This is a genomic window from Sphingomonas arantia (assembly GCF_042682045.1).
In the GTDB taxonomy this organism is placed as follows: Bacteria; Pseudomonadota; Alphaproteobacteria; order Sphingomonadales; family Sphingomonadaceae; genus Sphingomonas_R; species Sphingomonas_R arantia.
This window is the reverse complement of sequence record NZ_JBHUGS010000002.1, coordinates 600,531-621,810: the sequence shown is the minus strand read 5'-3', so window position 1 is coordinate 621,810 and position 21,280 is coordinate 600,531. Positions and strand designations below refer to the sequence as shown.

Annotated in this window: 21 protein-coding genes; 4 read left to right on the top strand and 17 right to left on the bottom strand. The window is 69.4% G+C overall.

Translation table 11 applies throughout. The features are described 5' to 3' along the window. The first annotated feature begins 87 nt into the window (after nt 1–87). Nucleotides 88–960: an oxidoreductase gene (locus tag ACFSGX_RS08595; RefSeq protein ID WP_380929109.1), complete on the top strand. Its 873-nt coding sequence runs from the start codon at nt 88–90 to the stop codon at nt 958–960. 8 nt (nt 961–968) lie between these two features. Here the strand turns inward: ACFSGX_RS08595 and ACFSGX_RS08590 are convergent, their stop codons facing one another. Beyond that, entirely contained in the window at nt 969–2,045 is a 1,077-nt protein-coding gene (locus tag ACFSGX_RS08590; RefSeq protein WP_380929101.1) for an FAD-dependent oxidoreductase, read from the bottom strand. A 128-nt stretch (nt 2,046–2,173) separates the two neighbouring features. Between ACFSGX_RS08590 and ACFSGX_RS08585 the strand changes: the two genes are divergently transcribed. The 3 genes from ACFSGX_RS08585 (at nt 2,174) to ACFSGX_RS08575 (ending at nt 4,504) form a co-directional block, all read left to right on the top strand. Then, nucleotides 2,174–3,082 (top strand): LysR family transcriptional regulator, encoded by a 909-nt coding sequence (locus tag ACFSGX_RS08585; protein WP_380929100.1) that lies wholly within the window; start codon nt 2,174–2,176, stop codon nt 3,080–3,082. A 225-nt stretch (nt 3,083–3,307) separates the two neighbouring features. Beyond that, nucleotides 3,308–3,718: a (R)-mandelonitrile lyase gene (locus tag ACFSGX_RS08580; RefSeq protein WP_380929098.1), complete on the top strand. Its 411-nt coding sequence runs from the start codon at nt 3,308–3,310 to the stop codon at nt 3,716–3,718. A 30-nt stretch (nt 3,719–3,748) separates the two neighbouring features. Next, complete coding sequence (locus ACFSGX_RS08575; protein WP_380929097.1) at nt 3,749–4,504, top strand: SDR family NAD(P)-dependent oxidoreductase; 756 nt, start codon at nt 3,749–3,751, stop codon at nt 4,502–4,504. 36 nt (nt 4,505–4,540) lie between these two features. Here the strand turns inward: ACFSGX_RS08575 and ACFSGX_RS08570 are convergent, their stop codons facing one another. From ACFSGX_RS08570 to ACFSGX_RS08495, 16 genes are all read right to left on the bottom strand, one after another. Then, nucleotides 4,541–5,371, bottom strand: a complete 831-nt coding sequence (locus tag ACFSGX_RS08570; protein WP_380929096.1) for a DUF5694 domain-containing protein — start codon at nt 5,369–5,371, stop codon at nt 4,541–4,543. 91 nt (nt 5,372–5,462) lie between these two features. Next, on the bottom strand, nt 5,463–6,068 hold the full coding sequence (locus ACFSGX_RS08565; protein ID WP_380929094.1) for a response regulator transcription factor: 606 nt from the start codon (nt 6,066–6,068) through the stop codon (nt 5,463–5,465). Next, nucleotides 6,065–7,183, bottom strand: a complete 1,119-nt coding sequence (locus tag ACFSGX_RS08560) for a sensor histidine kinase (protein ID WP_380929093.1) — start codon at nt 7,181–7,183, stop codon at nt 6,065–6,067. Before ACFSGX_RS08560 ends, ACFSGX_RS08565 begins: the two co-directional genes overlap by 4 nt. Continuing rightward, nucleotides 7,180–7,932, bottom strand: a complete 753-nt coding sequence (locus ACFSGX_RS08555; protein ID WP_380929092.1) for an ABC transporter permease — start codon at nt 7,930–7,932, stop codon at nt 7,180–7,182. Before ACFSGX_RS08555 ends, ACFSGX_RS08560 begins: the two co-directional genes overlap by 4 nt. Next, complete coding sequence (locus ACFSGX_RS08550) at nt 7,929–8,837, bottom strand: ABC transporter ATP-binding protein (RefSeq protein ID WP_380929090.1); 909 nt, start codon at nt 8,835–8,837, stop codon at nt 7,929–7,931. The genes ACFSGX_RS08555 and ACFSGX_RS08550 overlap by 4 nt, the downstream gene beginning before the upstream one ends. A gap of 270 nt (nt 8,838–9,107) precedes the next feature. Next, entirely contained in the window at nt 9,108–9,908 is an 801-nt protein-coding gene (gene cobA / locus ACFSGX_RS08545) for a uroporphyrinogen-III C-methyltransferase (RefSeq protein WP_380929088.1), read from the bottom strand. Continuing rightward, on the bottom strand, nt 9,898–12,510 hold the full coding sequence (locus ACFSGX_RS08540) for a molybdopterin-dependent oxidoreductase (RefSeq protein WP_380929086.1): 2,613 nt from the start codon (nt 12,508–12,510) through the stop codon (nt 9,898–9,900). Before ACFSGX_RS08540 ends, cobA begins: the two co-directional genes overlap by 11 nt. Then, complete coding sequence (gene nirD, locus ACFSGX_RS08535; protein ID WP_380929084.1) at nt 12,507–12,845, bottom strand: nitrite reductase small subunit NirD; 339 nt, start codon at nt 12,843–12,845, stop codon at nt 12,507–12,509. Before nirD ends, ACFSGX_RS08540 begins: the two co-directional genes overlap by 4 nt. After that, the gene (gene nirB / locus ACFSGX_RS08530; protein WP_380929083.1) at nt 12,842–15,337 is read right to left on the bottom strand and encodes a nitrite reductase large subunit NirB; all 2,496 of its coding nucleotides are present in this window, start codon (nt 15,335–15,337) and stop codon (nt 12,842–12,844) included. Before nirB ends, nirD begins: the two co-directional genes overlap by 4 nt. Before the next feature lie 40 nt (nt 15,338–15,377). Further along, the gene (locus ACFSGX_RS08525) at nt 15,378–16,760 is read right to left on the bottom strand and encodes an MFS transporter (protein WP_380929082.1); all 1,383 of its coding nucleotides are present in this window, start codon (nt 16,758–16,760) and stop codon (nt 15,378–15,380) included. Between the two features lie 288 nt (nt 16,761–17,048). Further along, the gene (locus tag ACFSGX_RS08520) at nt 17,049–18,263 is read right to left on the bottom strand and encodes a CmpA/NrtA family ABC transporter substrate-binding protein (protein ID WP_380929081.1); all 1,215 of its coding nucleotides are present in this window, start codon (nt 18,261–18,263) and stop codon (nt 17,049–17,051) included. Further along, nucleotides 18,263–18,841: an ANTAR domain-containing response regulator gene (locus ACFSGX_RS08515; protein ID WP_380929079.1), complete on the bottom strand. Its 579-nt coding sequence runs from the start codon at nt 18,839–18,841 to the stop codon at nt 18,263–18,265. The genes ACFSGX_RS08520 and ACFSGX_RS08515 overlap by 1 nt, the downstream gene beginning before the upstream one ends. A gap of 415 nt (nt 18,842–19,256) precedes the next feature. Continuing rightward, nucleotides 19,257–20,057: an Acg family FMN-binding oxidoreductase gene (locus tag ACFSGX_RS08510; protein ID WP_380929077.1), complete on the bottom strand. Its 801-nt coding sequence runs from the start codon at nt 20,055–20,057 to the stop codon at nt 19,257–19,259. A 25-nt stretch (nt 20,058–20,082) separates the two neighbouring features. Continuing rightward, entirely contained in the window at nt 20,083–20,550 is a 468-nt protein-coding gene (locus ACFSGX_RS08505; protein WP_380929076.1) for a low affinity iron permease family protein, read from the bottom strand. Further along, nucleotides 20,547–20,717: a hypothetical protein gene (locus tag ACFSGX_RS08500; protein ID WP_380929074.1), complete on the bottom strand. Its 171-nt coding sequence runs from the start codon at nt 20,715–20,717 to the stop codon at nt 20,547–20,549. The genes ACFSGX_RS08505 and ACFSGX_RS08500 overlap by 4 nt, the downstream gene beginning before the upstream one ends. A gap of 114 nt (nt 20,718–20,831) precedes the next feature. Beyond that, entirely contained in the window at nt 20,832–21,251 is a 420-nt protein-coding gene (locus ACFSGX_RS08495) for a response regulator (RefSeq protein WP_380929072.1), read from the bottom strand. Nucleotides 21,252–21,280: the final 29 nt, after the last annotated feature.

Below are 21,280 nucleotides of genomic sequence, written 5' to 3'. Positions count from 1 at the left end.
GTTCGCCTTTCCGCACGGCCCGTGCGGATCATGCCGGATTATCGCGGCGGTCGCCAAGGCCTAGCTGGGGGGCAAGGAGACAGGACCATGGACATGATCGATCAAGCCGGCCGTTTCGTGCTGGGCGACCGCGCGGTGACGCGGATGGGGTATGGCGCGATGCAGCTTGCGGGGCCGCACGTGTTCGGGCCGCCGAAGGACCGGGATGCGGCGATCGCGGTGTTGCGTGCGGCGGTGGCGGCGGGCGTGACCCATATCGACACCAGCGACTTTTACGGCCCGCATGTCGTGAACGAGCTGATCCGCGAGGCGCTGGCGCCCTATCCGCAGGACCCGGTGATCGTCACAAAGGTGGGCGCTGTGCGCGGCGACGATGCGTCGTGGAACCTTGCGGCGTCGGCCGACGACCTGCGCCGTGCGGTGGAGAGCAATCTGCGCAACCTGGGGCTCGATACGCTGGAGGTGGTCAACTTCCGTTCGATGCTGGGTGGCGGCAACGGCGGGCCGACGGAGGGATCGATCGCGGCACCGTTCGCGGCGCTGGCGGCGATGCGCGAGGAAGGGCTGATCCGCCATCTGGGCGTCAGCAACGTGACGGCGGCGCAGGTCGCGGAGGCGCGGGGGATCGCGCCGGTCGTCTGCGTGCAGAACCAGTATAACCTCGCTCATCGGGGCGACGACGCACTGATCGATGCGCTGGCCGCGGACGGGACCGCCTATGTGCCGTTCTTCCCGCTGGGCGGTTTCAGTCCGTTGCAGTCGTCGCGGCTGGACACCGTCGCGCGCGAGCTGGACGCTACGCCGATGCAGGTGGCGTTGGCCTGGCTGTTGCGGCGGTCGCCTAACATCCTGCTGATTCCCGGCACGTCGTCGGTCGCGCATCTGGCCGAGAACCTGGCGGCGGCATCGTTGGTCCTGCCGGAGGCGGCCGTGCTGGCGCTGGACGGGATGTCCGGCTGAGCGGTGCCTCAGCAGCGGAACCCGGTGAACAGGCGGCGGTGCGACGCGATGATCTCAGCGATCGCCGCCGGTTGCGGTGTCGGGTCGTCGACATGCTGTTCGTAGGTGCCGCCGAGCACGATGCCGTCCGACCGCGGGAACATGTAGCCCGCGCGGCCGGAATAGGCGTACCGGACCTCGGGCTGCGGCAGCAGGATCGCGAGCTGGCCGCGGACCGGGTAGAGCGTCGTGTCGCCGAACAACGCGCAGGCGCCGAGTCCGGTGCAGTTGAACACCAGCGTTTCGGGCAGCGCGGCGACGGCCGCCGGCGTGTCGAAGCGCCGGACGAGGATGCGCCCGCCGCCGATCTGGATGTCCTTGCTCAGCTCGCGCAGGAAGCGGCCGGTCTCCACGTACATCGTGTCGTAGCGCAGCAGTTGCTCGCCGCCGAACGGCCAGGCCTTCGGTTCGAGCGTCTGATAGGCGGGCATGTGCGGGCGCTGCCGGCCCCCGCCGTCGACATAGGTCGGGACCCAGCGGATGCCGTAGTCGTCGCCGACCATGATCTGGAACCGGCGCCAGCTATAATCCTCGGCACGTTCGGCCTGGGCGAGCCATGCGGGGGTCACCGCCGCGCGGTCGAAATAGCTGACTGCGTGGATCTGGCCGCCGGAGACGTTCGAGGTCGTGTCGGGCGGCAGCGCGGCGGCGTAGATCGTGACGGGGAAGCCCGCCTCCTGTACCAACCGCGCCGTCGTGAGGCCGACGATCCCCGCGCCGATCACCGCCACCGGCCCGGTGTGTCCGGGCAGGCCGAGTTCAACCGCGAGCTTCGACGTGCCCCAGCTCAGCGTGATGCCGGCGCCGCCATGACCGTAGTTGTGGACCAGCGCCTTGTCGCCCAGTGCGGCGCGTTCGACGCGGAAGCCGGCGGGGCGGAAGGGGCGCAGGCCGGCTGCGGTCCGGATGATACGATCGGGCGCGGCGTTGACCGGCGGCAGGCAGCGGGGCGGTGCGGACGCGGTCCCGACGCGACCCGTGGTGCAGGCGGGAAGCAGCAGTGCGCCGGCAGCGCCGAGCAGGTGGCGGCGATCGAGAAGCGTCATCGCCGCGAGCGTAGCGGATCGGTGGATGGTGTCGAGTGGTGGTGTTCGGTGCCGGTCAATGGCTACGCGTACGATGAGCGGCGTTCAGTGCGGTTGCCAATCGGGGCGGGCCGCGTCACCCTGCCGTGATGCAGATAAGCCGAACCGACCTGGCGGACTTCAGCTACTTCCTGGCCATCGCGCGGCATCGCAGCTTTCGGCGGGCGGGGCTTGAGCTGGGCGTCAGCGCGTCGGCGCTCAGCCATTCGCTGAAGGGGCTGGAAGGGCGGCTCGGCGTTCGGTTGTTGAACCGGACCAACCGGAGCGTCACGCTGACGGCGGCGGGCGAGGAACTGCTCGCCGGGATCGGATCCCCGTTCGAGGCGATCGGTGCGGCGGTCGAGGGGCTGAACCGCTACCGCGCGGAGCCGATGGGCAGGATCCGCCTGAACGTGCTGGAACATGCGAGCGCGCTGCTGCTCGGTCCGGTCATGCCGGTGTTCGTCGAGCGCTATCCCGAGATCGCGGTCGACGTGACGGTCACCAACTACCTGGTGGATGTGACCGCGCAGGGGGCGGATGCCGGCATCCGATATGGCGGAACCGTGCCCGAGGACATGATCGCGCAGGCGCTGTCGGGCGAGATCCGCTGGGTCGTGGTCGGCGCGCCGGGTTACCTCGATCGCTTCGGCACGCCCGATCATCCACAGGCCCTCCTCGACCATCGTTGCCTGCGGATCAGGCTGGGTGACGACAGCCTCTATCGCTGGGAGTTCGAGCGGGAGGGCGAGGCGCTGGCGATTGACGTGCCCGGTGCGATCACGCTGGACGACACCCCGTTCGCGCTCGATCTGGCGGTCGGCGGGGCGGGGCTCGCCTATCTGCCGGAGCCGTGCGTTACGTCGCGCGTGGAGCAGGGGGCGTTGCGTGTCGTGCTGCCCGACTGGGCACCGATGGGGGCGGGGTTCCACATCTATTATTCCAGCCGCCGGCAACTGCCGACCGGGCTGCGCCTGCTGATCGACCTCGTTCGCGAGTTGCGGCCACTCGGGCTCTGAACCGCGACGATGAGCCGAGCTCATCGCTCCATCAAACCGGCCGGCGCTTTCCGGGCCTCGGAATTGCGCCATATGGAAGCTGTGCCACAGGGGCACGCCCGGAAGGATGTCGCGATGAAGCTGTCTGCATTGCCTCTGCCGCTGCTGCTCGTTGCCGCGGCGTCCGTAGCCGATGCGCAGGGGGCGCGGCACCCGGGTCCCGGATCAGGCGAAGGAGCCGCAAAGATGGACGTCACGCGCAAAGCCGACATGAAGACGATCGACGGACCGGCGGACTGGTTCACCGGCACGGTCACGATCAGCGGCCAGTTCCAGCGCGATGCGCCGTCGCGCGTCGGCGGCGCGATCGTCCATTTCGAGCCCGGCGCGCGGACCGCTTGGCACACGCACCCGCTCGGCCAGACGCTGATCGTCACGGAGGGCGTCGGCTGGACACAGGTCGAGGGCGGCGAGGTCGTCGAGTTCCACGCCGGCGACCAGCTGTGGTGTCCGGCGGACCGCAAGCACTGGCACGGGGCGACGCCCACCACGGCGATGACCCATATCGCGATCCAGGAGTCGCAGGACGGTTCGCCCGTGACCTGGCTGGAGCATGTCACCGACGCGCAATATCTGGCCGGTCCCGCGAAGCGCTGAGCGCCGCAACAATATCATGAGGTTATCGCCATGTCCGACGCCCATCGTTTCACCGGAAAGGTCGCGTTCGTGACCGGCGCGGCCAGCGGGATCGGCCGCGCGACCGCGGTTGCGTTCGCCGCGGAGGGGGCGCGCGTCGCGATCCTCGACCGGAGCGAGGCGGCGTTGGGCGACACCGCCGATGCGATCCGGCGGGCGGATGGCGCGGTGCTGGTCATCGCCTGCGATGTCGCGCAGCCCGAACAGGTCGAGGCGGCGGTCGGGCGTGTGGTGGAGACGTTCGGCCGGCTCGACATCGCGTTTAACAATGCCGGCGTCGAGAACAAGGCGGCGCCGGTCGCGGACATCGCGCTCGACGAGTGGGACCGCATTCTCGACATCAACCTGCGCGGGACGTTCGTCTGCATGAAGCACGAACTGGCGCAGATGGTGCGGCAGGGCGGCGGTGTGATCGTCAACACATCGTCCGGGGCCGGGGTCCGCGGCGTGGCCGGCGGCGCGGCCTATGCGGCGTCCAAGCACGCGATCATCGGTCTGACCAAGTCTGCCGCGCTCGATTATGCCAGGCAGAATATCCGCGTGAATGCGGTCCTGCCGGGCAATATCGAGACGCCGATGATGGACCGTTTCACCGGCGGCGACATCCAGAAGGCGATCGATCTGGAACCGGTTGGGCGGCTCGGCAGGCCGGAGGAGATTGCCGACGCCGTCCTCTGGATGAGTGCCGACCTGGGGGCGTTCGTGACCGGGGCCGCGATCTCGGTCGATGGCGGCTGGTCGCTCTGACGGGGATCGTGGTTCAGGGTTGACGATCGTCCGCGTTCAGCAGCTCGGCGTGCTTGCGGGGGGGAGGGAGCGGAGGACGTCGACCAGCGTGAAGCGACTGGACTCGACGGCGTTGCTGCGCAGCAACGGGCCGTGGCCCGCGCCGAAGACCGCGATGGTACGGTCCCCCGGCGCGCCGCCGACATGGAGCAGGTTGGCATAGATCCGCAGGTTGCGCGCATACCAGGCGCCGACCCAGGCCGCACCGGGATTGCTGGCCGTGTCGCCGAATGTCGCGATCGTGTAGTAGGGGGTCGTCAGCTGCGCCGTCCCGGCTGCGTCGTTATAGTTGCGCACCCAGTCGGCGATCGGATGACACCGCTGGAACGCGCCCTTGGCGTCCGCCTCATCCTGGCTGCTCTTCTGGAAGGCGTCCCATTCCGCGCCGCGGCCATGCGCCTTCATCCAGGCGACGAAATCATAATCCTCGTCCTTGCCCGGCGGCTCCTGATTCCAGTCGACCGCATCGACGCGCGGCAGGCCGAGTTTGGCGGCCAGGCGCAACCCGACCTGGTCGGTTTCGTCGGCGGCCAGCTTCAGACGGCCCGATCGGTAGTCGGCATAACGCTGGTCGAGCTTTGCCTGATTGGCGGTTTCCCATTCGACCGCGACATGATTGGGGCGAAAGGCGGCGAGGCGATCGACCAGGTCCGCGATCTCGCGCTGGCGGCGGGGCGACAGCACGTCTTCCACCTTGGTGTTCGCGATATCGCGCGCCGGATTGGCGAGGTGGGGCATGCCGACGATCATCAGCGCAGGATTCGGTTCGGTGGCCCCCACCGCCGGTGCGCCGACCACAAGTGCTGCCATGAGCAGAAGCGTCTTCATTCGCGTCCTTCCCCGTTCAGTATTACCGTATTGCTACACCAACACGGTAAATCAGGTTCGGCGGGATCGCAACAGGGAATGTTTCTGTGGTTCACAGCCAGCCATTCGCCCGGGCGATCCGGCCCGCTTCGATCCGGTTGCCCGCGCCGAGCTTGGCGGCCGCGTCGGACAGATAGTTGCGGACCGTGCCGGGGGAGAGCGCGAGGCGGAGCCCGATCTCCCGGTTGGGGAGCCCTTCCTCGGCGAGGCGAAGCGCGTCGCGTTCGCGGTCGGTGAGCGGATCGGCGCCGGTTTCCCAGGCGGCGGCGGCCAGATCGGCGGCGATCGAGCGCCCGCCCGCGGCGACCGTCCTGATCGCGGAGGCGAGTTGTTCGACGGGGGAATCCTTGAGCAGATAGCCGCGCACCCCGGCGGCGCGGGCGCGAGCGAGGTAGCCGGGGCGGGCGAACGTGGTGACGATGACCACGCGGGTGGCGAGCCTTTCGGTAGCGATTGCGGCGGCGACGTCGATCCCGCTGCGCCCCGGCATTTCGATGTCGGTCAGCAGGATGTCCGGGGACAGATCACGCACGAGCGTGAGGGCGGTGTCGCCGTCGATCGCGCGACCGGTGATGGTCATGTCGGGTTCGAAGCCGAGCAGCGAGGCGATGGCGCCGAGGACGAGCGCCTGATCCTCCGCGATGACGATGCGGATCATGCGGTCGCCGCGGGCACGTGCGCCACGAGGCGCGTGCCGGGTGTCAGCATCTGGATCGAGAATGTCCCGCCGGCCGCCGACAGGCGCTGTCGCATACCGGTCAGGCCGTGGCCTTCGCGGAACGAACCGCCGCGCCCGTCGTCGGCGACGGTCAGGCCGGCGGTGGTGGTATCGGTCGTGAAGTCGATGCAGCAGGTGCGCGCATCCGCATGGCGGATCACGTTCGTCACCGCCTCCCGCAACGTCATGGCCAGCACCGCGCCGGCGTCGGCGGGGATCGCCTCGATATCGCCGGTCAGCGTCGCGGTGATGCCCGCGGCCTCCAGCGCGCCGCGCGACGACTCCGCTTCGTGGCGCAGGCTGTCGCCCGCGGTGCCCGACAGCGCTGCGCGGACCTCGGCCAGGCCGGTGCGCGCGATGTCGGCGACGGCGCGCATCTCCGCCTCCGCAGCGGGGGCGTCACCGGGGACGAGCTTCACCGCAAGGTCGGCACGCAGCGCGATCAGCGTCAGCGTGCGGCCGACGACATCGTGCAGGTCGCGTGCCATGCGCTCGCGCTCCGCGGTGCCGGCCAGGCGGCGGACCTCCTCCTGCGAGGCGAGCAGTGCCTGGGTGCGGTGGTAGAAGGCCTCGCGCGAAAAGTTGCCGAAGCCGGTCAGCAGAAGCAGCAACACGCCGGGCAGCCACGAAACCAGGGCTTGCTGCCATGCGATGCCGGCCGCGGCGGTGATCGCGCCGATGCCGAGGATTGCGGCGATCGCGAGGCGGGACGGCTGGAGGTAGCCGACCATCGCGGCGGCGTAGATCGAGAAGACCGTCCAACTGCCGCCGAACGGAGCGAGGACGAGGCCGATGACGAGGATGACCGCGGCGGCGGCGGCCTGCGCCGTGCCGCGCCGCCGGTAGCCGAACAGATAGACCGGCAGGAACAGCGCGATGCCCGCGATCGAGACCGCGATCCCCATCCGCGTCGGCGGCTGCCACAGCCAGGGCATCGCATAGAAGGGCAGATAGGCGAGCCACGGTAGCGGCCCTTCGATCCAGCTTCTGTGAGGGGGCGTTGGAGCGGGCGGCGGCATGGCGTCAGCGTCGCGCGGCATGGGGGCGGTCGTCAAGCGGGGCTCCGCCGCCAGCCGGTCCAGGCCCAGCCGGCGGCCGCCAGCGTCATGCCGACCGTGACCATCACATGGACGGGCAGGCTGCCGATCGTGTCGGCACCGACGATCGCGCGCGCCAGTTGGCCGAGATGGTAGGACGGCGCGAACTGGCCGACCGCCTGCATCCAGCCGGGCAGCATCGTCGAGGGGATCCAGAGCCCGCCCAACACCGCGGAGCCGAGGAACAGCGCGTTGGCGACGGCCACTGCGCCCTTGCCGCTCATCCGCATGCCGAGACCGAGGCCGATCAGCCCGAACGGGAGGGTGGAGGCGAGGTGCAGCGCGGCCAGCAGCAGCCATGGTCCGGCCGACAGCCGCACGCCGGCCAGGATCGCGGCGAGATAGATGAGCGCGATCGCAGCGGCGGTCGCGGCGAGGGCGGCGACCAGCTTGGCGGCAACGAACGCGCCGGCGGGCAGCGGGGAGACGCGTTTCAGTTCGATCAGGCCCTGTTCGCGTTCCATCGCGACGCCCGCACCGAAGCCGAACAGCGCCGGGCCGATCGCGGCGAACACGCCGTAGCCCGCCAGGCTGGCGGCGGCGACGGCGGGCGATGGCGTGCGGCTGATCGCCAGTGTGAACAGCGCGTAGAAGGCGGCTGGGGTCAGGACCGTCGGCAGCAGGAACTGCGGCAGGCGCCAGGAGCGTTTCAGTTCGGCAACGGCCTCGCGCCGCCAGATGCCGGTGGGGAGGGCGGCGATGGTCATGCGGCGATCCTCCGGTCCGGGCCGAGCAGCGCGGCGATGGCGTCCTCGAGTGCCGCATCGGCGATGCGGAGATCGGTGAGGTTCGGGTCGGCGCCGCACAGCGCGCGGACGGTGGTGACAGCGTCGCTCGTCACGACGCGCTGGTCCGCGCCCTCCGGTCCGGCGTCGCGGACGCCCGGCAGCGCGCGGAGAATGGCAGGGGGCAGCATGGTGCGGCAGCGGATGACCGACCCGCCGGCGCGCGCCCGGAGTGCGGCGGGGCTGTCGTCCGCGACGATCCGGCCATGATCCATGACCAGGACGCGGTCGGCGAGCGCATCAGCCTCGGCCAGGTCGTGACTGGTCAGCAGGATCGCGGTGCCGCCGTCGGCCGCGTCGCGCACCGTGGCCCACAGCGCCTGTCGCGCCGCGCGGTCCATCGCCGCGGTCGGTTCGTCGAGGACGAGGAGCGCGGGCCGGCCGCAGATCGCCAGCGCGTAAAGCACGCGCCGCGCCTGGCCGCCCGAGAGCGCCCCGCAACGCCGCCTCGCCAGATCGGACAAGCCCGCGACAGCCAGCGTTTCGGCGACCGGGCGCGGGTCGGGATAATAGCCGGACTGCAGCGTGACGAGTTCGGACACGGTCATGACGTCGGGCAGGCCCGCGGATTGCAGCATCACGCCCATCCGGCTGCGCGCCGCGGGGCGGGTCGGATCGAGCCCGAACAGTCGGGCGGTTCCGGCATCCGGTTGCAACCGCCCGGTGAGCAACCCGACGGTGGTCGTCTTGCCGGCCCCGTTCGGGCCAAGCAGCGCGGTGACCTCGCCCGGCCGGAGCCTGAGCGTCAGGCCGCCGAGGACGGGCTTGCCGCCCAGCCGTTTCGACACGTTCGCCAGTGTCGCAATGGCGGAAAGATCGTCCTGCATCCGTTCATCTCCCTGTCACGTCGACAGCGTTGTGCGCCACGCCGCGCGCTGGATGCAGTGCCGGCTGTCATGCGGGCCGGGTGACATTTGTCACGTGTTGCGAGTCCGCTGCCGGGTGCGAACCGGGGGGCTTACCGTGGAGATCGGTAATCGATGCCGTTGGCCGGTCCGCCGGATGGTGCCGAGGTGCGTTCAAGAATGGATTGCGGCAGCGTGGGCCTGGATCACCGTTTGCGTCGCGATGTTGTGTGAGATTATCGATGCAGGAGACTACGGGCGGCCGGTGGAATGAACGTCGCAAATCGGGATGTCCGCGTTTGCGGATCGGCCGTGAAGGATCGGCGCGGCGATCGCTTCGCCGATCAGGAGGAGGGAGGGGTCGTCGTCGCTGATCGTTTCGACGAGGAAGGCGAGCGCGGAGAGGCGGCCGCGCAGGATGCGTTCGGTGGGGAGCGAGACGTTGACCGCGACCATCACCGGCGTGTCGGGCGCGCGGCCGACGGCGATGAGGTTGCGCGCGACCTCGGCGGCGGCGGCGCGGCCCATATAGACGGCGAGCGTGGCATCGGGGGCGGCGAGTGCGGTCCAGTCGAGGTCGAGCGCCTCGCCGGCGCGGGCGTGTGCGGTGACGAAGGTGAGTTTGCGCGCGAGGCCGCGGAGGGTGAGCGAGGCGCCGCCCGATGCCGCGGCGGCGCTGGCGGCGGTGATACCGGGGCAGATCCGCACCGCGACACCTTTGGCGGAGAGGCAGTCGATTTCTTCGGTCGAGCGACCGAAGATCGAGGGGTCGCCGCCCTTCAGGCGCACCACGCGCTTGCCCGACAGTGCGGCCGTGGCGAGCAGGGCGTTGATCGAACCCTGGTCCTTCGAATGGCGACCCGATCGCTTGCCGACACTCACCAGATCGGTGGCGGCGGGGATCAGCGCGAGGACGCCCGCGCCGACGAGCGCGTCGTAGAAGACGATGTCGGCGGCGGCGAGCAGTCGTTCGGCCTTGCGCGTCAGCAGGTCGGGATCGCCGGGGCCGGCGCCGACCAGCCAGACCGAACCGGGCGGGAAATCATGCGACATGGGTCGATCCTTCCGTAACGAGCAACCGGGCGAGCGCCGGGCGGCATGATCCGCAGTTGGTGCCTGCGCCGAGCGCCGCGCCGATCGCGGGGACGTCGGCGAGCCGTTGGTCGGCGATCGCGGTCAGGATCGCCGTCAGCCCGACGTCGAAGCAGGCGCAGACGATCGGGCCGCGATCGACCTGCACGCCCGGCGCGCGACCGGCGAGCAGGGTGGGGGCGGCGACCGCTTCGGCGAGTTGCGCGACGAGCCAGTCGCGGGACGGCAGGGCGCCATCGCGCGTGACGAACAGCGCCGCAGCCAGCCGGCCGCCGTTCAGGATCGCGATCCGGCGGCTGCCGCGTGCGGCGTCGATCGCCTCGATCCGCTGGCCCTTCGGCAAAAGCGCCATCAGCGTGGCCGGATCGCCCGTGCCGGCCATCTCCCAGACCGTGCCGCCGGGCGCCGCGATCCGTGTCGCCCAGAGGCAGTCGGGGCGCGTCGCGAGATCGTCGCGGAGTATGAGAAAACCGCGCCATACCGTTTCGACCGGCTCGATCCGGACGGATGTCGACTTGAAACCGGGCTGACCCGAGATCGGATCGCCGAGCGGGCGGGGCAGGAGGCCGGCGCGGCCGCCGGTCGCGGTGCGGTCGGTCCAGTGGATCGGCACGAACAGTTCCGCGACCCGCTGCGTCCGGGTCACGCTGGCGCGGAACAGGCTTTCGCCCTGCGGTGTCACGACGCGGGCGAGGCCGCCGTCGACGATCGCGAGCCGCGCGGCGTCGTCGGGGTGGATTTCGACCAGCGGGTCCTCGCGGTGGCGCGCCAGTTTGGGGGACAAGCCGGTGCGCGTCATCGTATGCCAGTGATCGCGGTAGCGGCCGGTGTTGAGCGTCATCGGCCAGTTGGGCAGCGGGGCCGCGACCGGCGTCTGCACGACCGATACGAGCCGCGCGCGGCCGTCGGGTGTCGGGAAGCGACCGTCGGCGAACGGTGTGCCGCCCCAGCGGAACGGCGGCATCGCGTCATAGTCGGCATTGCCCTGCGCGGCGTGGCCGGGGAGCGCGAACAGCCGCGTGCCGCCGTTTTCATAGGATGACAGCCGGCAATGCTCGCGCCAGATCTCGGCCGGGCGATCGTAGGAGAATGCAGTCTTCCAGCCCATCCGCCGGCCGACCTGCGCGACGATCCACCAGTCGGGCCTGGCTTCGCCGGGTGCCGCCAGAAACGCGCGCTGGCGGCTGATCGTGCGGTCGGAATTGGTGACGGTGCCGTCCTTTTCGCCCCAGGCGGCGGCGGGCAGCCGGACATGCGCGTGGACCGAGGTGTCGGTCGTCTCAATCACGTCGGAGACGACGACGAACGGGCACGCGGCCAGCGCCTCGCGGACGCGGCCGGCGTCGGGCATCGAGACCGTCGGGTTGGTCGCCATGATCCAGATCGCCTTGATCCGCCCGTCGCCCAGTTCGCGGAACAGGTCGAGCGCCTTCAGCCCCGGTCTGGTCGCCATGTTGGGGGCGGCCCAGAAGCGGCCGACGCGGGCGACGTTGTCAGGCGTGAAATCCATGTGCGCGGCGAGGCTGGAGGCGAGCCCGCCGACCTCGCGCCCGCCCATCGCATTGGGTTGTCCGGTGATCGAGAAGGGCGCGGCGCCGGGCTTGCCGATGCGGCCGGTGGCGAGGTGGAGGTTGGTGATCGCGTTGACCTGATCGGTGCCGGACAGCGACTGGTTCACGCCCTGGCTGAACATCGTGACGGTGCGCGGCGTGGCGGCGAACAGTTCGAAGAAGCGTTTGAGGTCGGGGAGGGGCACGTCGCAGGTGCGCGCGACCGACCACAGGTCGCTGCCCTCGGCGAGCTGGTCCCAGAACGTATCCAGCGTCGCGACGTGGCGGGCGAGATAGTCGTGATCGACGACGCCCGCGTCACGGCACCAGGCGAGCAGCCCGTTCATCAGCGCGACGTCGGTGCCGGGGCGGATCGCGAGGTGGAGATCGGCCTCGTCCGCGGTTTCGGTGCGGCGCGGGTCGATGACCACGAGCTTCGCACCGCCATCACAGCGCGCGCGGACCCGCTGGTAGACGATCGGGTGGCACCAGGCGGTGTTCGATCCGACCAGTATGATCAGGTCGGCGGCGTCGAGATCGTCGTAAGTGGCGGGGACGATATCCTCGCCGAACGCGCGGGTGTGGCCCGCGACCGCGCTTGCCATGCAGAGCCGCGAATTGGTGTCGATATTGGCCGAGCCGATGAAGCCCTTCATCAGCTTGTTGGCGACATAATAGTCCTCGGTCAGGAGTTGGCCGGAGACGTAGAAGGCGACGCTGTTGGGGCCGTGCTGCGCGATGGTGTCGCGGAAGCGTTTGGCGACGAGGTCGAGCGCCTTGTCCCAGCCCACGCGGCGCTTGCCGATCATCGGGTGGAGCAGGCGGCCGTCGAGCCCGATCGTCTCGCCGAGATGCGTGCCCTTGGAGCAGAGCTTGCCGGTGTTGGCGGGGTGGTCCGGGTCGCCTTCGATCCGTGCGGTGCGCTCGCCGGTCGGGGTGGCGAGGATGCCGCAGCCTACGCCGCAATAGGCGCAGGTGGTGCGGATGCTCCCGCCCGACCCGGCGGGGATCATGCGGCGGCCTTCATGGTCGAGGCGCGGCAGAGCAGCACGCGGCCGCCGCTGATCCTGACCGGGATCACCGGAGTGCAGCCCTTGTCCTCGCCCAGCGCCTGGCCGGTATCGAGCGCGATGCGCCAGTTGTGGAGCGGGCAGGCGACCGCGCCGCCGTGGACGATGCCCTGCGACAGACGACCGCCCTTGTGCGGGCAGCGATCGGCGAGCGCGAAGACGGTGCCGTCGCCGGTGCGGAATACCGCGATGTCGTCGCCGCCCGTGACCTGCACCGTGCGGCTGCCGCGGACCGGGATCTCGTCGACCCAGCCGATATCGAGCCATTCGCCGATCATGCCATTTCCCTCGTTGCATCGATGGGTGTGAAGCGCGCCATCGGCGCATGCTGCTCACGATGCTCGCCCGCCGCGCGTGCTGCCCAAGGGTCGTCCTGGGTAAACTGCTGCGAGAACAGGAACCGCGCCGCCAGCGCATCGCGACCCTCGGCATCCTCGGCGATCCGCTCGCGGATATAGGCGACGCCGATCCGTTCGATCCACGGCGCGGTCCGCTCGAGATAGCGCGCTTCCTCGCGGTACAATTGAATGAACGCGGCGCAATAGTGCATCGCCTCTTCCTCGGTCGCGACCTTGCACAGGAAGTCGGTCGCGCGGACCTTCATGCCGCCATTGCCGCCGACCGACAGCTCGTAGCCGCTGTCGACGCAGACCACGCCGAAATCCTTGATCGTCGCCTCGGCGCAGTTGCGCGGGCAGCCGCTGACCGCGATCTTGAACTTGTGGGGCATCCACGATCCCCATGTCATGCGTTCGACCTTGACGCCGAGCCCGGTCGAATCCTGCGTCCCGAAGCGGCACCAGTCGGAGCCGACGCAGGTCTTCACGGTGCGCAGCGACTTGCCATAGGCGTGGCCGCTGACCATGCCGGCCGCGTTGAGATCGGCCCAGACCGCGGGCAGATCCTCCTTCTTGATGCCGAAGATGTCGAGCCGCTGGCCGCCCGTCACCTTGACCATCGGCGCATCGTATTTCTCGACGACGTCGGCAATCGCGCGCAGCTCGCGCGGGTTGGTAAGCCCGCCCCACATCCGCGGCACGACCGAATAGGTGCCGTCCTTCTGGATGTTGGCGTGCAGCCGCTCGTTGACATAGCGGCTCTGCTGGTCGTCCTTGTAGTCGCCGGGCAGCGCGCAGAGCAGATAGTAATTGAGCGCAGGGCGGCAGGACGAACAGCCGTCGGGCGTCGACCAGCTCATCTTCTGCATCACTTCGGGGATCGAACGCATGCCCTGCGCGACGATCTCGCGGCGGACGTCGTCGTGGCCGAAGCTGGTGCATTTGCACACCGTCTTCACCGCACGCTCGCCCGAATACTCGTCGCCCAAGGTGACCGCGAGCAGCGTCTCGACCAGCCCGGTGCAGGAGCCGCACGATGCCGACGCCTTGCAGGTGGCGCGGACTGCATCGAGCGTGGTGTTGCCGGCGCCGATGCACGCCACGACCTGTCCCTTGCTGACGCCGTTGCAGCCGCAGATCTCCGCCTCGTCGGAGAGCGCCGCAACGGCTGCCTTAGGGTCCGCAGCGCCCCCTCCCGCGGCGAAGGCCTGGCCGAAGATCAGCATGTCGCGGATGGGGGCGATGTCCTCGCCGCGCTTCAGCAGGTCGAAATACCAGCCGCCATCGGTCGTGTCGCCGTACAGCACCGCGCCGACGATGCGGTCGTGCTTCACCACGACGCGCTTGTAGATGCCGCGCGATGCGTCGCGCAGGACGATGTCCTCCGCATCTGCGCCGCCGGAGAAGTCGCCGGCGGAAAACACGTCGAGTCCGGCGACCTTCAGCTTGGTCGAGGTGACCGAACCGCGATAGCCGCTGTGGCTGTCGGTCAGCCCGTCGGCCAGCGCGCGGCACATGTCCCACAGCGGCGCGACGAGGCCGTAGACGTTGCCGTCATGCTCGACGCATTCGCCGACCGCGAGGATCGACGGGTCGCTGGTGACCATATGGTCGTCGACCTTGATCCCGCGGCCGATCTCCAGCCCGGCATCGCGGGCGAGCGCCACCGACGGGCGGATGCCGACCGCCATGACGACGAGGCTGGCGGGGATCAGCGTGCCGTCCTTGAGCAGCACGCCCTCGACATGGGTATCGCCGACAATCTCGGCGGTGTTCGCTTCGGTCAGGATGGTCTGGCCACGCGCCTCCAGCGCCGACTTCAACAACCAGCCCGCCGCCTCGTCGAGCTGGCGTTCCATCAGTGTCGGCATCAGGTGGATGACCGTCACCTTCATGCCGCGCAGCGTGAGGCCATGCGCGGCCTCCAGCCCGAGCAGGCCGCCGCCGATGACGACCGCCGCGCCGCCTTTTCCGGCCGCCGCCAGCATGTGATCGACGTCCGCCATGTCGCGGAACGAGATGACGCCGGGCAGGTCCTTGCCGGGGACGGGGATGATGAACGGGTCGGAGCCGGTCGCGATCAGCAGCCGGTCGTACGACACCGTCAGGCCGGACCGTGCGGTGACGGTCTTGGCGGTGCGGTCTATCGCCTGCACCGGGTCGCTCGTCACCAGCGTGATCGTGTTGGTCGCGTACCAGGCGTGGTCGTTGATGACGATCTGCTCGAACGTCTTCTCACCCGCCAGCACGGGGGACAGCATGATGCGGTTATAGTTCACATGCGGTTCGGCGCCGAAGATCGTGACGCGGTAGCGGGTCGGATCGCGCGCGATCAGTTCCTCGACCGCGCGACAGCCGGCCATGCCGTTGCCGATCACGACGAGATGCTCGCGAGGGTCGTGGGGGGCGGGGGTTATGGTCTGGTGTTCCATCAGATCGTCCAGTCGGGTTGGAGCCGGGGAAGGGGGTGCATCAGGCGGGGATCGCGCCGGTCACCGAGCGGTCGCTGGTGCGGCGTGCGTCGAGCGCGGCGTCGAGCAGCGCGCGCTCGTCGGATTTGTGGGTGGCGGAAAAGCGGACCGCGAGCGCGCAGACCGCGGTGCCGGCGACGATGTAGCCGAGCACGATCAGGCACTGCTGCGGGGTGGCCGACGCCTTGTTCAGGAAGCCCGCCGCGACCGCGCCGATATTGCCGCCAGCGCCGATGATGCCGGCGACGCCGCCCAGCGCCTTGCGATCGACGAACGGCACCAGCGCATAGGTCGCGCCGCAGGCCATGTGCGTGAAGAGACCGAAGAGGGTCATCGCGAGGATCGCCAGCGTCACGCTGCCGGCATGGCCGAACAGCACGAGGCCGACGCCTTCGCCGAGCATCAGCCCGAACAGCAGCAGCGCGCGGCCGTCGAGCCCCCGGACGAGCGCGATCCGGTCGCTGGCGATCCCGCCGAGCGCGCGGGCGAACAGCGCGAGGCCGCCGAAGATCCCCGCGGCCAGCCCGGCGCTCGTCAGCGACAGCCCGAACCGGTCGACATAATAGCTGGCGGCGATGTTGTGGATGAAGATCTCCACGCCGAAGCACGCGCCGTAGGTCGCGGCGAGCATCCAGGTGCGGTAGTTGGCGGCGGCGCGGCGCAGGATCGCCACGCCGGTCGCCTTGCCGCCGTCGACGGCGATGCCCGCCGCGCGGAGATCGACGATGTCGCCCTGCGGCGTGTCCTGTGTGTAGCGCGCATAGACGAATGCCATCGCGACCATCGCGACGCCCGGCACGAACATCGCGGCGCGCCATCCGAAGGCGTGCTCGACCCCGAGGCCGATCATCGCCGCCACGACCAGCGGCATCAGGCTCTGCGCGGCACCACCGCCGGCATTGCCCCAACCACCGACGGTCGCGTTGGCGGTGCCGACGACGTTCGGCGCGAACATCACGCTGGTGTGATATTGCGTGATGACGAACGACGCGCCGATCGCGCCGATCGCGAGGCGGAAGAACAGGAACGTCTCGTACGTCTGCGCGAACGCCAGCCCGAACACGGGGATCGCGCCGGTGAGCAGCAGCCAGGTATAGGTGCGGCGCGGACCGAACCGGTCACAGAGCGGGCCGACGATCAGCCGCACCAGGATCGTGACCGCCACCGCGGCAATGTTGATGTTGGCGACCTGATCCTTGCTCAACTCGAACTCCGCCTTGATCAGCGGCATCAGCGGGGCGGCGGCGAACCAGGCGAAGAAGCAGACGAAGAACGCCGCCCACGTGACGTGGAACGCGCGCATCTGCGGCGTTGCCAGGCTGAACAGGTCGATCCGGTTGGCCTTCGATCCGGTGACGTCGATACCCGTCGATGCGAACAACATGGTTGGTCCCCCATCTGCGATGGACAAAGAAAAAGCCGCCACGACGGCGACCATGCGGGCGCATCGGGGCGGCTTCGTTGCCTGTGGGCGATCGGTGGATCGCCCGGCGCGGTCTGGTCCCGTCGTTGGAACCGGTCTCGCGATGATTTCGTGTCCGGCATCTATGTCGAACACGCAGAAGATGACCGAAGAAGGAGCGCTGCGCAAGTATCATTCGCATGCGCAGCAAAATTCGATCAGTTCGTGTCTCTCGCCCGCGTCTTGGCGAGGCGAAACGACCGGCACGCCCTATGGCAGGTCGCTCAGATACCCTTCGATATCGTCCGGATCGAAGGCGCGTCGGTCGAAAAACGCGTCGCGCCCGAGGATGAGTCGACCCTGCGTGGAGCCTGCGCCGATGCTCTCGGCACCGATCGCGCCCTCCAGCTTGGAACTGGCATTGGGCAAGGGCGCGTTCGATCCGGCGAGCGCGGCGCGGTAGATGTCGGGGCGGAACACGCCCTGCGCGGTCTGCGCCTCCGCGGCGGAGAAGGGCGTGCCGTCCCAGCGCACCATCTGCGAATAGAGCCAGGCCGCCTGGCTGCGCCACGGGAAGTTCGCCGCCTCGCGGTACTGGAACATGAAGTCGGGAACGTGGATCGGCACGGCATCGCGGACCAGCCGCACGCGGTCGCCGATCGCGCGCGACACCGCATCGACCGGCGCATCGAGATAGTCCGGGCGGGCAAGGATCGCCGCATTGGCCTCACGCGTGGCAGGATCGACGAACTGTGCGGCGGCGGCATGCAGCGCGCGGATCAGGCGGTGGACGACGTCGCCGCGATCGACCAAAGTCGCCGCGCGCATCGCCAGCACCTTTTCGACGCCGCGTTGCCAGATCTGCGCGGTGACCAGCGCGATCCGCCCGACGCCGCGGTCGACCGCGACGCCGTTCCACGGTTCGCCGACGCAGATGCCGTCGACCTCACCCGCCGCCAGCGCGTCGGCGGCGAAGGTCGGGCTGATCGTCACGATTTCGACATCGGTGTCGGGGCGGATGCCGACCGCGGCCAGCCAGTAGCGCAGCATGTAGTTGTGGCTGGAATAACGATGCACCACGCCGAACCGCAGCCGTCGTCCGGCCGCGGCGCGGGCGATCGCGACCGACCTCAGCCGCGCGCCGAGCAGAACGGGATCGCCGAGCGCATCGTCATCCAGCACCTGCGCAGCGAGCGGCAGCGACAGCGTCACCGCGTTGCCGTTCAGCCCCAGCACGAACGGCACCGCCATCGGCACCGCCGGTCGGCCGCGTCCCAGCGCCGTCGCGATGGTGAGTGGTGCCACCATGTGGGCGGCGTCGGTATGGCCGTAGAGCAGCCGGTCGCGCACTGTCGCCCAGCTCATGTCGCGGACCAGCGCGATCTCCAGCCCCTCGGCCTCGGCGAACCCGCGTTCGCGCGCCAAGATCGGCAGCGCGGCATCGACCAGCGGCAGGAACCCGATGCGGACCCGGTCGAGCGCCATCAATAGTCTCCCATGAGCGCGTCGCTGGTGATGATCGCGTCGGCGATCTCCGCGATCCGGCGGTTGGATCGCATCGCCTGCGCGCGGAGCAGGCCGTAGGCGGTCGGTTCGTCGATGCCGCGGCGTTGCATCAGGATCGCCTTGGCGCGGTCGACCGTGGTGCGATCAGCCAGCGCGCTGCGGGCCTCGTTCAGCTCGGCCTGCAGCCGGGCGAACGCCTGAAACCGGCGGATCGCGAGGTCGAGGACGGGTTTGATCCGCTGCTTGGCGAGCCCGTCGACGATATAGGCGGACACGCCGGCGTCGACCGCGGCGGCAGTGGTTTCTTCGTCGCTCTGATCGACGAACATCGCGATCGGCCGGGCGAGCGCGCGCGACACGGCGAAGAATTCCTCGAGCACGTCGCGGCTCGGGTTTTCGAGGTTGATCAACACGACTTCCGGCGCCGCCCGTTCCAGCGCGGCGACCATGCCCGGCGTGCCGTCGATCACGACGATGTCGGTCAGGCCGGCGTCGCGCAGGCCGTCCGAAATGATCGCGGCGCGCGTCGTGCTGGTGTCGATGATCGCGATGCGCATCGGGCGGCTTTATGCCCCACCGTTCCCGATGGCGAGGCGCATCTGTGCGGGGATTGCGTTCGTCGACGCGGCAATGAAGCGCGATCCGACGCCCGCACGCCGGTTTTCCCGATGATCGGCGGTCACTTGGCGGCCGGGACTAGGTGAAGTTCGCTGCACGGCGCATCGCCATCGGCAAGGCCGGTGCGGCGCCGAACCGGACGACCAGATCGGGACGTGCGTCACCCAGACCGAGCGACCGAGCGAAGCCGGCGCGCACCGCCGGTACCTCGATCGGCTGGTTGACATGCGCATGGCGCAGACCGAGCGCCGTCGCCTGAAGCGCGAAACGCTGGAAGCTGCGGCCGACCCGGACCCAGTGATCCGGGTCGGCGCGGTCGCCGACGAAGACGGCGATGCCCGCGGACGAGCGGAGTTAGGCGGTGTAACGCTCGGTCTCCGAAGTTTTCGTGAAGAAGAGCGGAAACATCCGCTTGCCGAGCCAGGTGGGGGCCGTCCGGCTGCCCGAACAGGCCGAGTAGAGGCCGTCACCCGTGCGGAGCGCCGCCGCTTCGTTGAAGCGCAGCCAGCGCATCAGTTCCGCCATGAACGCCGGGTCTTCCATCTGCAGGTCGTTGGCGTGCAGGACGGTTTCGAGCACGCGCTCGCGGCGCGGCGGATCGGTGATCAACAGCAGCGAGACGCCCGGGACGGCGGCGGCGCGCTCGAGACTTCGCAGGTCTTCGACCGGGACGGGGCGCCCGTCGTAAAGCGACCGCGTCGACTGACGGGCCGGGATCGCGCGGCAGAGTGCGAGATCGCGCGGTCGACCGCTGCCCAGTTCGATCGCGATGCGTCCGTCGCCCGCCGGGTCGAACCCGATCGACGCCGGCCGTCCGTTCGCCGATGCCGCGATCGCCAGATTCTCGGCCGCGCATCCGAGACCGACGAACAGATGATGATCGTCCGGATCGACGACCGGTGTCCGTCGCGACAGGTCGGGCATGATGTCGACGCCGGTGGGCGTCGCGGCGAAGCGCCATGGTTGCGTGTTGTGACCGTTCGGCGCGAGCGTGGCATAGCGCACAAAGTCGCGCAGGTCGGGCGTCGGCCCGAGCGGCGCCCGCAGCCGGGTCATCGTCGTGCCGTAGGCGTTGTCGGCCGTGCCGCTGCAGCCGCTGAGACTGCCGAGGGCGAGCGCGGCCGAGCCGAGCAGGACGTCGCGTCGATCGGGCATGATGGTTCTTTCCGGGTGCATGGCGTCAGAGCCGGTCGCGCAGATGGGCGAGGCTGATCGCGGGCGAGAGGTCGCCGTCGGCTTCACGGCATTCGCGTTCCAGATCGGAGCGGACCCGCTCGATCTCGCGCTCGGTCAGATGCTCGATCCCGATGAATTGCGACCGGGCGGTGTCGACCGCGCGGATCAGCTCGTCGAGTTTCGCCTGCATCGCGGCGGCATCGCGGTTCTGCGAATTCTGGATGAGGAATACCATCAGGAACGTCACGATCGTCGTCGCGGTGTTCACGACCAGCTGCCACGTATCGGAATAGCCGAACAACGGCCCGGTGAGCGACCAGAGCAGGATGATCGCGACCGCCGTCACGAACGCGACCGGCTGGCCCGCGACGCCCGCGATGCGTGTCGCGACGATCGTGAACAGCCGGTCGGACCGGTCCGGCGATGGGGCCGCCGAGGTGCGCAGGCCAGTCGCGCGGAGTGGGACGATCATGCCGTGTCACGTGCGGAAGAACGATCGCGTAAGTCGTGCAGCGCGACGAACAGGATCCGGGGATCGAACATCCCTTGCAGTCGCGCGGCCAGCCGCGACCCGGCTCCGGCTCGCGATGCCGGGCGCGTGAACATTCCACGGTCGGCAGTGTCGGAGTGGATCATCATCGTCGGATCTCCGCGTCGCGGCGACAAACCCAAAAGCGGGTTTGGATGACGCGGTCGGCGACAGCGATACTGCGGCCCGCGGTGCGGCACCCAGTGTCGGGAACTACCTATGGCTCAACCGTGCGCGTTCGGCACGGTCCGGTCGTGATCGATCGAGGCCGCGATGGCGGTGAGCAGCGTCCCATCGCCGACCGTGCGGTGCAGCACCGTGTCGCCGTGTCGCTCGGCTTCCGCGACCATCGCGCCGGCCGGGTCGAGACCGTCGAGCAGCAGCGCCTTGCCCCGCCAGCCGCTGGCGCGCATCCGCCGCAGCAGATCGAGGCCGCCGATATCCGCCATTTCGAGGTCGAGGATGATGCACGGATAGTCGCGCGATTGCGGATCGGCGAGGATCGCGGCACATGTGGGGTAGGACCGGACCGCGAACCCTTCCGAGCGCAGCATCAGCTGACGGGCGCGGCGGATGGTGGACTCGCCATCGACCAAAGATACCCCGATCGTCTCCCCGGACGGCGTCTCGATACTGTTCTGCATGTGTGGATCCTTGGATTTCTCCCAAGGAT